The following is a 12865-nucleotide window of genomic DNA, read 5'->3' on the forward strand; positions in this document are numbered from 1 at the left end:
GTCGGCCCGGTGATTTCCTACGCGACCCCTACTCGCGGCCCCTGATGATCGTCGGCGCGAACTCGTCGTCGTCCTCGTGCGGCTCCGGCGCGACCGGAGCGGTGCTCGGCGGGTCGGTCTCCAGTGGCCGGGGCGGTGCGGTGGCGGTTGTCGTGCTGTCCATACCGGGATATCGCCGCGGCCCCCTACCATGTTCCGCGGCGGCCGTTGACCAGGGCGCGGCCGGTGGTCGAAGCTCTGGGAATGGTGCGTGATCTCTCGTTCGAGCCGCTGACACCGGTGTCGTTTCTCGATCGGGCGGCCTCGGCGCACGGCGACCGCGTCGCGGTGATCGACGGCGCGTCCCGCTGGACCTACGCCGAGCTGCACGACCGTTGCCGCCGCCTCGCGGGCGGGCTCGCTCCGCTGGCGAACGGCAGACCGGTCGCCGTACTGGCTCCCAACACCCACGTGCTGCTCGAGGCCAACTTCGGCGTGCCGTGGGCCGGGGTCCCGCTGGTCGCGATCAACACCCGGCTCGCCCCCGCCGAGGTCGCCTACATCCTGGAGCACTCCGAGGCAAGCGTGCTCGTGCACGATCCCGCGTTCGACGAGCTGGTCGCCGGCGCGCTGGGCCGTCTCACCGCGCCGCCCACCGTCGTGAGGGCGGGCGAGCAGTACGAGCGGTTGCTCGCCTCGGCCACCCCCCGCGCGGTGGTGCCCGACGACGAGCGGGCACTGCTGTCGATCAACTACACGTCCGGCACCACGGGCAGGCCGAAGGGCGTGATGTACCACCACCGGGGCGCATACCTGCAGGCACTCGCGATGGTCGGCCACACGGGGCTGTCGCCGTCGGCCGTGCACCTGTGGACGTTGCCGATGTTCCACTGCAACGGCTGGTGCTTCCCCTGGGCGGTCACCGCCGCCGCGGCCACGCACGTGTGCCTGGAGAAGGTGGACCCGGGGCTCGTCTGGCGGCTGCTGCGTGACGAGGGCGTCACCCACCTCAACGGCGCGCCGACCGTGCTGTCGATGCTGGCGTACGCGCCCGACGCGGCGCCACTGGAGCGCACGGTGCACGTGGCGACCGGCGGGGCGCCGCCATCACCGGCGATCCTGCGCCGCATGGGTGAGCTGGGCTTCGAGGTCACCCACCTTTACGGGCTCACCGAGACGTTCGGGCCCGCGATGATCTGCGACTGGCGGCCGGAGTGGAACGGGCTCGCCGTCGAGGAGCAGGCCAGGCTCAAGGCACGTCAGGGCGTCGGCAACATGATCGCCTGCCGGGTGCGCGTGGTGGACGCCGACGGTGCCGACGTCCCGGCCGACGGCACGTCCGTCGGTGAGATCGCGCTGCGCGGCAACAACGTGATGCTCGGCTACTTCAAGGACGCCGAGGCGACCGAACGCGCGGCCCCCGACGGCTGGTTCCGCACCGGCGACCTCGGCGTCCTGCACCCCGACGGCTACGTGGAGCTGCGTGACCGCAGCAAGGACGTGATCATCTCGGGCGGCGAGAACATCGCCTCGGTGGAGGTGGAGCAGGCGATCGCCGACCATCCCGCCGTGCTGGAGGCCGCGGTCATCGCGGTGCCCGACGAGCACTGGGGCGAGGTGCCCGCCGCCTACGTGACCCTGCACGAAGGGGCTTCGGCCACCGAGGCGGAGATCATCGAGCACGTCCGGGCGCGGCTCGCCCGGTTCAAGGCGCCGAAGTCGGTGACGTTCACCGAACTGCCCAAGACGTCCACCGGAAAGATCCAGAAGTACGTGCTGCGCGAGCAGGCGCGCGGAACGGAGTAGCTGCAAGGGAGCAGCGGCCATGGCACTGACCACGCAGGTGATGACCGACGAACAGCGCAAATCCGTCGCGCTGGAGTACCTCAAGGCGTTCGACAACGGCGGAACCACCAGCACCGGCGCGAGCATCCTCGACCTCTTCGCCGAGGACGCGCAGGTGTACTTCCCGAAGTGGGGGCTCGCCAACGGCAGGGACCAGATCGGCAGGCTGTTCGCCGACGTCGGCGGCACGATCAGGTCGATCCGGCACGACTACGCCACGTTCAACTGGGTGTTCTCCGGCGGCGACACCGTCGTCGCCGAGGGCACGAGCCACGGCGAGCACCGGGATGGGCCGTGGCGCGCGGGCGTTCCGGACTGGGGCGCGGGCCGCTGGTGCGATGTCTTCGAGATCAGGGACTGGCTGATCCAACGGGTGTTCATTTACCTGGATCCCGACTATGCGGGTAAGGACACCGCACGTTATCCGTGGCTGGCAAGGCGAACCGGCGCCACTTGATCCACTTGGGACGTTTGTAACTCCTGTAACAACCCCACCTCCTTCCCCGTCTTTGAAACTGCGGTTCGCGCCGGGGGAGCGCGCCGCGTCGACAGGGGGCCCTGCGAAGGAGGAGGGACAACATGCGTGTGAGGCGTTCCCGATTACTCATGGCCGGTGTGGCCATGAGTACCGCACTGGCCGTGACCGCCGTCGTACCCGGGATCGGGCTGGCCCATTCACAGGGCGGCGCGACAGCGACGACGATCGCCAGTGGCCTCGACAATCCGCGCGGTCTCACGTTCGGCCCCGACGGTAACCTCTACGTGGCCGAGGCCGGACGTGGTGGCGCGGGTCCATGCATGACCGGCCCGGAAGGTGAAGTCTGTTACGGCACCAGCGGCGCCATCACCAAGATCTACAAGGGAAAGCAGCTCCCGGTCATCTCCGGGCTGCCTTCACTCGGCGGCGCCGAGGACGGCGGTTCCGCGATCGGTCCGTCCGATGTGTCGTTCAACCGCTTCGGCCAGCTGTACTTCACCGTCGGCCTCGGCGCCGACCCCGCAGTCAGGGCGAACCTGCCGCAGCTCGGCCAGCAGGCGATGGGCTGGCTGCTGCGCGCCAAGGGCTGGAACAAGTGGCGGCAGATCGCCGACATCGCGGGCTTCGAGGCAACGGCCAACCCCGACGGCGGGCTGCCGGACAGTAACCCGAACTCGGTGCTCGCGACCAAGCACGGGCAGTACGTCGTGGACGCCGGCGGCAACTCGCTGGTGTTCGTCGCGCCCAACGGCAAGGTCTCGACCGTCGCGACGTTCCCGGACCGCATGGTGCCCGCTCCGCCGGAGCTCGGCCTGCCGCCGGGAGCGCAGATCCCGATGCAGTCCGTGCCGACGTCGGTCGTGCAGGGCCCCGACGGTGCGCTGTACGTCGGCGAGCTGACCGGCTTCCCGTTCCAGGTCGGTGCCGCGAGGGTGCACCGGATCGTGCCGGGCAAGGCGCCGCAGGTGGTGGCCACGGGTTTCACCAACATCATCGACCTCGGCTTCGACCGCGACGGCAAGCTGTACGTGCTGGAAATCGCCCACAACGGCCTGCTCTCCGGTGACCCGACCGGTGCGCTGCTGCGGGTGAGCCACGGCAAGTCGAAGATCGTGTACAGCCAGGGACTGACGATGCCGGGTGGTCTGGCCCTCAGGCACGGCTCGGCGTACGTGTCCAACTGCAGTGTCTGCGCTGGCGCGGGCACGATCGAGAAGATCTCGCTGCCGTATCACCGGTAGCGCCCCGCCCGTCCGTCGCCGATCCACCCTGCTCGGCTGCCGTCGTAGACCCCGCGACGCCGGCACGGCTGCCACGGTGGATCGGCGGCGGGCCCTCTCGTGTCAGGGTGCCGGGGCATCATGGCCCGATGGAAAGACACCTGCAGGTCGCCGTCGACTGCTCCGACCCGCATCGGCTCGCCCGCTTCTGGGCCGAGGTGCTTGGCTACGTGGTGCAGGACCCGCCCGAGGGCCATGCCGACTGGGCGGAGTTCTCGCGCGCCGAGGGCGGGGCGGGGGAGGCGTGGTGTGCCGTGGTGGACCCGCACGGCAGCGGGCCCCGCGTGCTGTTCCACAGCGTGCCCGAGCCCAAGTCCGGCAAGAACCGCCTGCACCTCGACGTGAGGATCGGCAGGCAGCACGTCGACACCGAGGCGGCGCGGCTGGTCTCACTCGGCGCCACCCACGTGCGCACGGTCGAGGACACGCAGGACTACTTCGCGGTGTTGCGGGACCCCGAGGGCAACGAGTTCTGTCTCTGCTGACGGCCCTCACCGCGCTCCGGCCGGCTGCGCCTGCGGCACGGTGTCGAGGAACCCGGTCAGCGTCTCGTACGCGCCGTCGTGCTGGGTGCGCAGCGTCGCCGTCTCTCCGCCCGTGAAGCGCAGCGCGATCTTGCCGCCGCCGGTGAGGAACTTCTTGCGGTCGCCGCCGAGCACGGTGCCGGTGGGCAGCCACCGCACGCCAGGCTGTCCGAACAGCTCGGCCTGTCCCAGCTCCAGCAGCCTGGTGATGCGCTTGCGCTGGGCGTGCCCGCCCTGGCCGACGGCACCGGCGAGGTTCTGCCCGGCCAGCTTGCCGACCTTGAGCGGCACCAGCAGCAGCCCGGCGTCGAACACCAGCACGTCCCAGTTCTTCTTGAACGCCATGACCTCCGGGGCCACACCCACCAGCTGCGGCTCCGCGTTCCCGGCCGGCTGCGCGGGCGGTGTGGCGGGGGGCCTGCGGACGAAGTCCATCCGCACGCCGAGCGCGGCGAGCCGCTGCGCGAACTGCGGCACCAGCGCGGGGTTGCGCACGGCGGGAGCCACCAGCTCGGCGATCTTCAGCTCGCCCTGCGGTCCGGTGATCAGCCAGCCGCCGCCCCAGTTCAGCTCGTGGTGCACCCGCCGCTGGGCGACGAGCGCGCACACGATCACGTCGCCCAGCAGCTCGACGAGCCCCTCACGGGCGTGCTCGGGGTCGGCGCCGTCCTTGAGCAGCGGGCTCATCAGCTGGTCGATCCGGCCGTGCTGGATGGCGGCGAGCAGCTCGCCGAGCGTTCCGCCGGGAGCCGCGCCGGACGCCCGGCCCGCACCGGCGAGCAGCTCGGCGCCCCTCGCCGCGCTCGCGGCGCCCGCGAGCTGGACGATCTCGCCCCAGCTCGCGCGCGGCCCCAGCTCACCCTTGATGTAGAGCCGGGCCTCGGCGGCCGGGATGACCCGCGCGGGGTCCGCGAGCACCGTCCACGCGGGACGCTGGTCCGGGCGTGCCGGTGCCTCAGGCAGCGCACCGATCTTCTCGATGCGGCGGCGGATGGTCGGATGGCTATCGAACAGCGAACTGGGCTGGTTGTCGAGCACCTTCGGTTCGATCTCAGCGATGATCCGGCGCTGCTGCGGATGGTCGAGGAAGTTGCGGAAGCCGAGCAGGATGTCCGGCGTGCGCCCGGCGAGGCCCGGCAGGCCGAGGAACCGGTCGCCGTAGGCCTCCCACAGCAGGTCCATCGTCGCGATCTTGCGCAACGCGCTCGCCGCCGTCTCCCGGCCTGCCGCGGCGACGGAGTAGGCGTCGGCCTGTAGCTCCTGTGCCCGGTTGGCGGAACGGGAGACGACGGCGTAGAGCCACGCGTAGGCGTTCAGGATCCAGCGGGCCGGTCCGGAGTCCAAACGCGACACCGTGCGCCCGAGTGTCTCGGCGCCGCGATAGCTCACGGCGAGCAGTCGCGTGTGGCCACCGCCGTAGTGACCGAGCTCGTGTGCGAGCACCGAACGCAGCTCCGCGACGTTGAGCCCGGCCAGCAGCGGCAGGCCGATCATCATGTACCGCTTGCCTTCCTTGAGGCCCAGTGCCCGTGCGTCCTCGCGCACCGCCGCGTTGATCTCGCCGACGAGCACGATCTCGTCCGGTGGCCTGGTCTGTGCCTGCGCGGCGAGCTCGTCGACGAGCCGCCACAGCCCCGGCTGCTCCTGCCGCGTCAGCACCGGGCCGCTCGGCGGCTCCAGCCGCGTGCGCAGCGCCTGCACGAGCGCGAGGCCGAGCGCCAGCATCATGCCCGCGGCGAGAATCGCGACGTACAGTCCGGCGCGGTGCCCGATCGTCAGCCCCGCGATCACCCCGCCGACGCCGAGTGCGACGACGAAGAACGGGAACAGCACCAGCAACAGCACCGCGCACAACGCGCGAACCGATCCGCGCACGGCGGACCTCCTCCATCTCCAGATGTGACGAACCCCCGACACCCCTCGACCGAATAGGACGGCCGGGGGATACCGGGCGTTCCTGGGAAAACCTGGCGGCTCAGTGGCTTTCGAGGCTTTTGCCGCGGGCCCGCCGCAGGTTGTCCAGCGCGAGCGCGCCGGGGCCGAGCACCGCGATCAGCAGGAAGATCCAGCTGAACAGCGCGGCCTGCTCGCCCATGTTGTGCAGCGGCAACAGCGCCAGCGGCTGGTGCACGGTGAAGTACGCGTAGGCCATCGCGCCCGAGGCGAGCACCGCGGCGGGCCGGGTGAAGAGGCCGAGACCCACGAGTACGGCGGTGAGCACCTCGAGCAGGCTGGCGTAGTACCCGGGCCACGAGCCGAAGGGCAGCGCGGTGCCGGCGCCGTCGATCCCACCGAGGGCGCCGAAGCCCTGCAGCCCGTGGCAGAGGAAGAGGAAGGCCACCACGATCCTGGTGGCGGCGAGAACCGCGCCCTGCAGCCTGCGCGGAGTGCGGCTCGGGGTCTGGTTCGTGCGGTCGGAGGTGGTCGGGCTGGCAAGCGTGGCGTTCGTCATGGGGTGTCCTTCCCTCGGTCTGTGATCCGGCTCTACGAACCCGTCGAGCACTCCCGGGCTGGATCGACATCGAGGGCGACATTTCTTTCCGTGACGGACAACTACGCAGAATGACAGTGGGCGGCGGGTTTCACAGCCGCCGCTTTTCCGTTCCGTCCCAGGCGCGGGCCGCGGCGATCAGGCACCACAGCGCGGCGAGCGCGAGTGCGGCCGCGAGCACGGCGGGCCACCACTCGGACATCGAACCGGCAAGGAATGCCTGCAGGACCGCGGTCGCGGCGAACGCGAGAGCGAGGAGGATCAGCAGCAGGCGTTGCGAGAACGTGTACCTGCCGGCGCGCTTCAGCATCGACACCGGCCTCCTTGGTGTCCTGGTGCGGGAGTTTGCACTGGTATCGCCGTACAAGGTCGCGGAGTTACCGGTTCCGTTCCGGCCGTTCGCATACCGAGACGCGCCGATGCGAGAGCTTCCTCACCGTGCGCTATGTCACCGTTCGCCGAAACGGCCGCAAAATCACTGCTCGACGTGGTAGCGCCCGGCAAACGCGCTGTTCGGCCGGACGGAGTAGTGAAGTTGACTCACGTTTGTCCGACTGCATAATCTCCGCTGAGCGCTGGCTTACCCGCGGGGAGCGCGAGGCCGGCAGCTCAGGGGTGCGGGGGCCCAAACCGATCTTGAAAAGTCGCTGAAAGGGCCTTTGAGCGCGTTGGTTAAGAAGAAGTTCGGGGCACGTACCCGGCGTTCGTCGATCCGGTCCAGGGTTCTGGCCATCGCGTTCGTCCCCAGCGTCGCCCTGCTGCTGGCGGGTGTGGCGCTCGCCGGCTACCTCGTGTACGACGCCATCCAGGTCCGCGACTTCGCCACCAAGGTCCACGACGCGGCCGAACCCGGGGCCCGCTTCTTCGCCGCCGTGCGCGAGGAACGCAGACTGACCCTCCAGGACCTCGCCAGCAACGGCGCCAACAGGGCCGAGCTCGAGCAGGTGCGCGCCGAGACCGACGCCTCGGCCGCCGCGATCAACGCCGAACTGCAGGCGATGGTCGGCGACGCGCCGCAGAACGTGCAACGCAGCATCGCCATCACCGCACAGCAGTTCGCCCAGCTGCCGCAGTTCCGCCAGCAGATCGACGCGGGCGCCCCCTCACTGCAGCAGGCCTATGACTTCTACAACCGGCTGATCGACGAGTTCGCGATCGGCCTGAACGGCGTCGCCCAGCAGGCGCCCGACGCCGAGACCGCGTACCTGCGCGTCACCGCCATGCCGCTGTTCACCAGCGCGGACGGCATGTCGCGTGGTGACGCCCTCGCGGCAGCGGGCTTCGTCGGCGGCGGCCTCACCGAGGAGGAGTTCCGCACCTACGTCGGCCAGATCGGCGCCTACCACGCCGGTCTGCAGTCGGCGGTGCCCGAGATGATCCCCGAGGTCAGGGCGCAGTACGAGCAGCTCGTGCGGAGCGAAGCGTGGCAGCGGCTCACCACCGTCGAGAACGCCTTCCTGCGTGGCAACCAGACCCAGCTGCCGGTGCCCGAGGCCGAGTGGCGCGCGGCGGCACGCGACGTGGGTGCGGCGCTCATGGGCATCTACATCGCACAGAGCTCCAACGCCACCAACATCGCGCTCGACGACGCCGACCAGACGCTGATCACCTCGATCATCGCCGGCATCGCCGTGCTAGTGGTGGCGATCGCGCTGTTCCTCATCGCGTGGCGGCTGTCCAACCGCCTCGTGCAGCGGCTCGCCAGGCTGCGGGAGGACACACTCGACATCGCCGAGACCCAGATGCCCGAGCTCGTCGAGCGCGTCAGGGCGGGCGAGACGGTGGACCTCGACGCCGAGATGGCGTTCCTCGACCACGGTGAGGACGAGATCGGCCAGGTGGCCGACGCATTCAACAAGGCGCAGCAGACCGCCGTCGCCGCCGCCGTCGAAGAGGCCAAGACCCGTGAGGGCACCAAGAAGGTGTTCCTCAACATCGCCCACCGCAGCCAGGTGATCGTGCACCGTCAGCTTCAGGCCCTCGACGCCGCGGAGCGCAAGCAGGAGGACCCCGACCAGCTCGACATGCTGTTCCGGCTCGACCACCTGTCCACGCGCGCGCGGCGCAACGCCGAGAACCTGATCATCCTCGGCGGTGAGCAGCCCGGCAGGCAGTGGCGCAACCCCGTCGCGCTCGCCGACCTCGTGCGCGGCTCCACCGCCGAGACCGAGGACTACAAGCGCGTCAAGGTGGGCAAGCTGCCCTCGATCGCCGTCGCCGGGCCGGTGGTCGGCGACCTCGTGCACCTGCTCGCCGAGCTGATCGACAACGCCACGTCGTTCTCCCCGCCGTCGTCGCGCGTGGAGATCCGCGGCGAGATCGTCGGCCGCGGCGTGGTGATCGAGGTGGAGGACCAGGGTCTCGGCATCGAGCCGGAACGCTGCGACGAACTCAACGAGATGCTGCGCAACCCGCCCGACTTCAGCTTCATGGCGCTGTCGGAGGAGCCGAGGCTCGGCCTGTTCGTGGTGGCGCGACTGGCCGCCAAGCACGGCATCGTGGTGACCCTGCGCGAGTCGGCATACGGCGGAACGCGCGCGATCGTGCTGGTGCTCTCGGACCTCCTCGGCCCCGTGCCGGAGCCCGAGGACGGCACGCAGACGGCCGTCGAGGAGGTCGTGCCCGCTCAGCAGACGCCCGTACTGCGGCGCAGGCCGAGGGCCACGCCGAGGACCGAACCACCCGCGCAGAACGGTGCGGGTCCGAGGGAGCTGCCCAAGCGCAGGCGCGAGACGCCCCCTGCGGAGGCGGCGCCGCCACCCGAGCTGCCGCAACGGGAGAGTGTGTTCCGCGAGAACGGGGTGCTGGAGAACGGCGTGAGGGAGAACGCTCCACGAGAGGCCGCACCGAGGGAACTGCCGCAACGGCAACGACCCCCGCAGGAGGCAAGGCCCCCGCAGGACGCCCGCCCGCAGCAGCCCGGCGGGACGATGTCGCCGGGACGCCCGCCGCTGCCCCGGCGCCGCAGGCAGCAGAACCTGGTGCCGCAGTTGATGGAGGCGGGTCCGGCCGGCGAGCAGACGGAGGTGGTCACCGAGCCGGAGCAGGCCAGGAGCCGGCTGTCCGCCTTCCAGCGCGGGACCCGGCAGGCACGCGCGCACGACCCGAGCCTCGACGAGCATTCTGGAGACTGAGACGCCATGGTGAACACGGGAGTCAACGAACTGGACTGGCTGCTGGACGACCTGGTGCAGCAGGTGGCCGGAGCCGATCGTGCCGTCGTGCTGTCGGCGGACGGCCTGCTCATCGGCAGGTCGAGCAATCTGTCCGAAGAGGACGGTGAGCACCTTTCCGCTGTGGCGTCGGCGTTCCAGAGCCTCGCGCGCGGAACGGGACGGCACTTCGGCGGCGGCCAGGTACGCCAGACCGTCGTCGAGATGGACCACGCCTTCCTGTTCGTCACGGCGGCGGGCAGGGGAGCGTGCCTCGCCCTGCTCACGTCGGAGGACGCGGACATGGGCCTTGTCGCCTACGCGATGAACATGATGGTGAAGCGGGTCGGCGCGGTGCTCAGCGCGGCTCCCAGGGTTGAGCAGCACAGTGCGCCATGAGCGACCAGGACGAGGCGTGGTTCGACGAGGCGGCGGGCCCCTTGGTGCGTCCCTACGCCGTCACGGGTGGCCGCACCCGCTCGGACCAGTTCGGTCTCGAGCTGATCACACTCGTCGTGGCGCTTCCCTCGGTCGCCGAGGCGGCCTCGCTCCCGCCCGAGTACGCGAAGATCGTGCGGCTGTGCCAGCGGCCGATGTCCGTCGCCGAGGTCGCCGCGCTCATCGACCTACCCCTGCCGGTGATCAAGGTACTGCTCAGTGATTTGATCGAGCAGAACTACGTGATCTTCCGTAGAGCTGCGCCCATGAGTGAAGCCCCCAACCAACACGTACTGCAGGCGGTTCTCGATGGCATCCGGAAACTCTGACCCCCGGCGTCGGCTCACCGCGACAGCGGTGAAGCTGTTGATCGCCGGCGGCTTCGGGGTCGGCAAGACCACGATGGTCGGCTCGGTCAGCGAGGTCCCGCCGCTGCGCACGGAGGAGGTGCTGACGTCGGCGTCGGAGGGCGTCGACGACCTCGCGGGTGTCGAGCGCAAGACCACCACGACGGTGGCACTCGACTTCGGGCGCATCACGATCAACCAGGAGCTGATCCTGTACCTGTTCGGCACCCCTGGTCAGGACCGGTTCTGGTTCATGTGGGACGAGCTGGCGACGGGTGCGCTCGGTGCCGTGGTGCTGGCCGACACGCGCAGGCTCGAAAGCTGTTTTCCCGCGGTCGACTTCTTCGAGCGGCGCGGGCTGCCGTTCGTGGTGGGGGTCAACTGTTTCGACGGTGCGCACCGCTACGGCACCGAGGAGGTGCGCGCGGCGCTGGACGTCGATCCGACGGTGCCGCTGTTGCTGTGCGACGCCCGCGACCGGGAGTCGACCAAGCAGGTGCTGGTGACCCTCATCCAGCACGTCATGCGCAACGCCGACCTCGTTCCCGCCAGCCGCTGAGCGGGGTGGGCGGGGGCACCGAGGTGCCCCCGCCGCCGATCAGCCGTTGCCGAGCAGGCCCTTCATGGTCTCGATCTCGGCCTGCTGGGTGTCGATCACCTGCTGCGCGAGCCGTTTGACCTCGGGATGCACGCCCTGTGCCAGCTGCGTGCGGGCCATCTCGATGGCGCCCGCGTGGTGCTCGATCATCATCTCGAGCCAGCGCCGGTCGAACGTGGCGCCGCTCATCCGGCCCAGCTCGGCCAGGTGCTCTTCGGTCATCATGCCCGGCGTGGCGTGGCCGCCGCCGTGTCCCTCGTGCTCACCGGGAACCGTCTCGCCCCACTGCTGGAGCCACTCGGAGAGCTGCTCGATCTCCGGCTGCTGTGCCTGCCGGATGTCGTCGGCCAGCCCGCGCAGCCGCTGGTTCCCGGTGCGTTCGGTGACCAGGCCTGCCATCTCGATCGCCTGGCGGTGGTGGGGGATCATCTCGCTCGCGAACGTCACGTCCGCGTCGTTGTGGTCCGGCTGCTCGGGTGTGCTGCCGCAGCCGGCGAGCAGGATGATGGCGGCGATCGCGGGCAGCACGAATCGCCTCACGTTCTTGAACATGGATTTGTCTTTCCTAGCCTGAGAAATCGGATGGGTGGACGCTCGGAAGGAAGCGCCTCATCACACCCGGATCACGCAGGCGAGGTGCAGGATGTCCCGTCCGCTGCACGGTGGGGCGCGGGCCCCTGCCCACAGCGGGACGGCGCGGCGAACGGGCGGTACGGCGCGGGGGACGCGGCCGAGGAACCACGCCGCGAGCAGCAGCCCGCCCACCACGGCCAGCACGGCGAGGCAGAGGTGGAACAGGTCGTGGGAGCCGTGGTCCGGTGCCGGATGCTCGTGCGCGGCGGGAGCCGCTACGGCCGGCATGCTCTCCGGCCCGTGCGCGGGCGGGGCGGAACCGACGTGGTGCATGGCGACCACGGCGAGCGCGAGCGCGCACAGCAGCGCCCACCTCGGCAACGGTCCCATCTCCCGCCGGAGCATGGCACCAATCTAACCGAGCGTGCCCGGGGCCCGGCGAGCCCCGGGCACGGCGGTCACCAGTCGAGCGAGTAGGTGTGCGGATAGTTCACGGTGCACACGAGCGCGTCGCGCCGTGCGGCCCCGCCAGGCGGGTTCTCCAGCGGCGTCACGGTGTGCCGGAACCTGGCGTCCTCGAACACCATCAGGTCACCGGGGCTGAGCGTGCCACGGAAGATCGGCTCGTCGTCGTCCTCGCCGGGCCCGTAGAGCCAGGTCTCGGCGCCGTGCCCGACCTTGTCGACGACGTAGATGAAGATGAACCGTTCACCGTCCTGGTGCGGCTTGGTGACGACGTTGGTGAACGTGCGGAAGAGGTTCACCCCGAACGTGCCCTTCGCATCGCGCCAGTGCTCCGGCAGCAGGGCCATCGCCTTGCGGATCCACGTCTCGAAGAACGGGTCGGCGAGCACCTCGACGCGCCCGTACTCGCGGGCTTCCGGCCGCTCGCCGCGATTCTCGATGGTGATGGTGTCGTGTTCGGACAGTCGGAGCTCGTCGCCGGACCACTCGAAGCGGACGACGTCACGCGCCCGCTCCCTGTCCACGGGAAGGTCCTTCTCGTACCGTCGCAGCACTCCACTGTGGAAGAACGCCCGGTGAAGGTGTGCGCGCTCTTCGGCGGAGAAGCCGAACTCGGATTCGCTGAGGACGACGTAGCCGTCGGTGCTGAGCTTCTTCTGACTCAACTTCACAGCTTCGGATGCCATTCAAAGAGT

At 70.0% G+C, this 12865-nt stretch carries 15 protein-coding genes; 8 read left to right on the forward strand and 7 right to left on the reverse strand.

All coding sequences use genetic code 11. From position 1 onward, the window contains the following. Nucleotides 1-28: 28 nt before the first annotated feature. Complete coding sequence (locus tag BA062_RS40955; protein ID WP_281271607.1) at nucleotides 29-163, reverse strand: hypothetical protein; 135 nt, start codon at nucleotides 161-163, stop codon at nucleotides 29-31. Nucleotides 164-243: 80 nt separating this feature from the next. On the opposite strand from BA062_RS40955, the gene BA062_RS03495 reads away from it, so the two are divergent. The 4 genes from BA062_RS03495 (at nucleotide 244) to BA062_RS03510 (ending at nucleotide 4067) form a co-directional block, all read left to right on the forward strand. Then, nucleotides 244-1785, forward strand: coding sequence for an acyl--CoA ligase family protein (locus BA062_RS03495; RefSeq protein WP_245959657.1), 1542 nt, complete (start codon nucleotides 244-246; stop codon nucleotides 1783-1785). 19 nt (nucleotides 1786-1804) lie between these two features. Then, entirely contained in the window at nucleotides 1805-2281 is a 477-nt protein-coding gene (locus BA062_RS03500) for a nuclear transport factor 2 family protein (RefSeq protein WP_110334560.1), read from the forward strand. A gap of 164 nt (nucleotides 2282-2445) precedes the next feature. Further along, entirely contained in the window at nucleotides 2446-3543 is a 1098-nt protein-coding gene (locus tag BA062_RS03505; RefSeq protein ID WP_245959658.1) for a ScyD/ScyE family protein, read from the forward strand. Nucleotides 3544-3671: 128 nt separating this feature from the next. Continuing rightward, nucleotides 3672-4067, forward strand: a complete 396-nt coding sequence (locus tag BA062_RS03510) for a VOC family protein (protein ID WP_110334561.1) — start codon at nucleotides 3672-3674, stop codon at nucleotides 4065-4067. A gap of 6 nt (nucleotides 4068-4073) precedes the next feature. Here the strand turns inward: BA062_RS03510 and BA062_RS03515 are convergent, their stop codons facing one another. The 3 genes from BA062_RS03515 to BA062_RS03525 form a co-directional block, all read right to left on the reverse strand. After that, nucleotides 4074-5981 (reverse strand): M48 family metallopeptidase, encoded by a 1908-nt coding sequence (locus tag BA062_RS03515; RefSeq protein WP_110334562.1) that lies wholly within the window; start codon nucleotides 5979-5981, stop codon nucleotides 4074-4076. 100 nt (nucleotides 5982-6081) lie between these two features. Beyond that, on the reverse strand, nucleotides 6082-6558 hold the full coding sequence (locus tag BA062_RS03520) for a DoxX family protein (RefSeq protein ID WP_110334563.1): 477 nt from the start codon (nucleotides 6556-6558) through the stop codon (nucleotides 6082-6084). Between the two features lie 130 nt (nucleotides 6559-6688). Then, nucleotides 6689-6907, reverse strand: coding sequence for a hypothetical protein (locus tag BA062_RS03525; protein WP_110335007.1), 219 nt, complete (start codon nucleotides 6905-6907; stop codon nucleotides 6689-6691). A gap of 349 nt (nucleotides 6908-7256) precedes the next feature. Here BA062_RS03525 and BA062_RS03530 point away from each other — a divergent pair, with 349 nt between their 5' ends. From BA062_RS03530 to BA062_RS03545, 4 genes are read left to right on the forward strand one after another with little or no spacing between them, the layout of a single operon-like run. Beyond that, the gene (locus tag BA062_RS03530; RefSeq protein ID WP_110334564.1) at nucleotides 7257-9731 is read left to right on the forward strand and encodes a sensor histidine kinase; all 2475 of its coding nucleotides are present in this window, start codon (nucleotides 7257-7259) and stop codon (nucleotides 9729-9731) included. 6 nt (nucleotides 9732-9737) lie between these two features. Further along, complete coding sequence (locus BA062_RS03535) at nucleotides 9738-10148, forward strand: roadblock/LC7 domain-containing protein (RefSeq protein ID WP_110334565.1); 411 nt, start codon at nucleotides 9738-9740, stop codon at nucleotides 10146-10148. Further along, nucleotides 10145-10516: a DUF742 domain-containing protein gene (locus BA062_RS03540; protein WP_110334566.1), complete on the forward strand. Its 372-nt coding sequence runs from the start codon at nucleotides 10145-10147 to the stop codon at nucleotides 10514-10516. Before BA062_RS03535 ends, BA062_RS03540 begins: the two co-directional genes overlap by 4 nt. Continuing rightward, the gene (locus tag BA062_RS03545) at nucleotides 10497-11093 is read left to right on the forward strand and encodes a GTP-binding protein (RefSeq protein ID WP_110334567.1); all 597 of its coding nucleotides are present in this window, start codon (nucleotides 10497-10499) and stop codon (nucleotides 11091-11093) included. Before BA062_RS03540 ends, BA062_RS03545 begins: the two co-directional genes overlap by 20 nt. A gap of 39 nt (nucleotides 11094-11132) precedes the next feature. Here the strand turns inward: BA062_RS03545 and BA062_RS03550 are convergent, their stop codons facing one another. The 3 genes from BA062_RS03550 to BA062_RS03560 all read right to left on the reverse strand — a co-directional run bounded on the left by BA062_RS03550 (nucleotide 11133) and on the right by BA062_RS03560 (nucleotide 12841). After that, nucleotides 11133-11672, reverse strand: a complete 540-nt coding sequence (locus BA062_RS03550; RefSeq protein WP_245959659.1) for a DUF305 domain-containing protein — start codon at nucleotides 11670-11672, stop codon at nucleotides 11133-11135. A 72-nt stretch (nucleotides 11673-11744) separates the two neighbouring features. Beyond that, nucleotides 11745-12110 (reverse strand): hypothetical protein, encoded by a 366-nt coding sequence (locus BA062_RS03555; RefSeq protein WP_146239996.1) that lies wholly within the window; start codon nucleotides 12108-12110, stop codon nucleotides 11745-11747. 53 nt (nucleotides 12111-12163) lie between these two features. Next, nucleotides 12164-12841, reverse strand: coding sequence for a 2OG-Fe dioxygenase family protein (locus BA062_RS03560; RefSeq protein WP_245959688.1), 678 nt, complete (start codon nucleotides 12839-12841; stop codon nucleotides 12164-12166). Nucleotides 12842-12865: the final 24 nt, after the last annotated feature.

This window comes from Prauserella flavalba, assembly GCF_003202235.1.
GTDB lineage: Bacteria > Actinomycetota > Actinomycetes > Mycobacteriales > Pseudonocardiaceae > Prauserella_A > Prauserella_A flavalba.

What these genes read in the sequence shown, in the direction of transcription:
- BA062_RS03520 (WP_110334563.1), bottom strand. Translation starts at nt 6,558, where the DNA reads ATGACGAACGCCACGCTTGCCAGCCCGACCACCTCCGACCGCACGAAC.
- BA062_RS03510 (WP_110334561.1), top strand. Translation starts at nt 3,672, where the DNA reads ATGGAAAGACACCTGCAGGTCGCCGTCGACTGCTCCGACCCGCATCGG.
- BA062_RS03545 (WP_110334567.1), top strand. Translation starts at nt 10,497, where the DNA reads ATGGCATCCGGAAACTCTGACCCCCGGCGTCGGCTCACCGCGACAGCG.
- BA062_RS03495 (WP_245959657.1), top strand. Translation starts at nt 244, where the DNA reads ATGGTGCGTGATCTCTCGTTCGAGCCGCTGACACCGGTGTCGTTTCTC.
- BA062_RS40955 (WP_281271607.1), bottom strand. Translation starts at nt 163, where the DNA reads ATGGACAGCACGACAACCGCCACCGCACCGCCCCGGCCACTGGAGACC.
- BA062_RS03535 (WP_110334565.1), top strand. Translation starts at nt 9,738, where the DNA reads ATGGTGAACACGGGAGTCAACGAACTGGACTGGCTGCTGGACGACCTG.
- BA062_RS03525 (WP_110335007.1), bottom strand. Translation starts at nt 6,907, where the DNA reads ATGCTGAAGCGCGCCGGCAGGTACACGTTCTCGCAACGCCTGCTGCTG.
- BA062_RS03505 (WP_245959658.1), top strand. Translation starts at nt 2,446, where the DNA reads ATGAGTACCGCACTGGCCGTGACCGCCGTCGTACCCGGGATCGGGCTG.
- BA062_RS03500 (WP_110334560.1), top strand. Translation starts at nt 1,805, where the DNA reads ATGGCACTGACCACGCAGGTGATGACCGACGAACAGCGCAAATCCGTC.
- BA062_RS03540 (WP_110334566.1), top strand. Translation starts at nt 10,145, where the DNA reads ATGAGCGACCAGGACGAGGCGTGGTTCGACGAGGCGGCGGGCCCCTTG.
- BA062_RS03555 (WP_146239996.1), bottom strand. Translation starts at nt 12,110, where the DNA reads ATGCTCCGGCGGGAGATGGGACCGTTGCCGAGGTGGGCGCTGCTGTGC.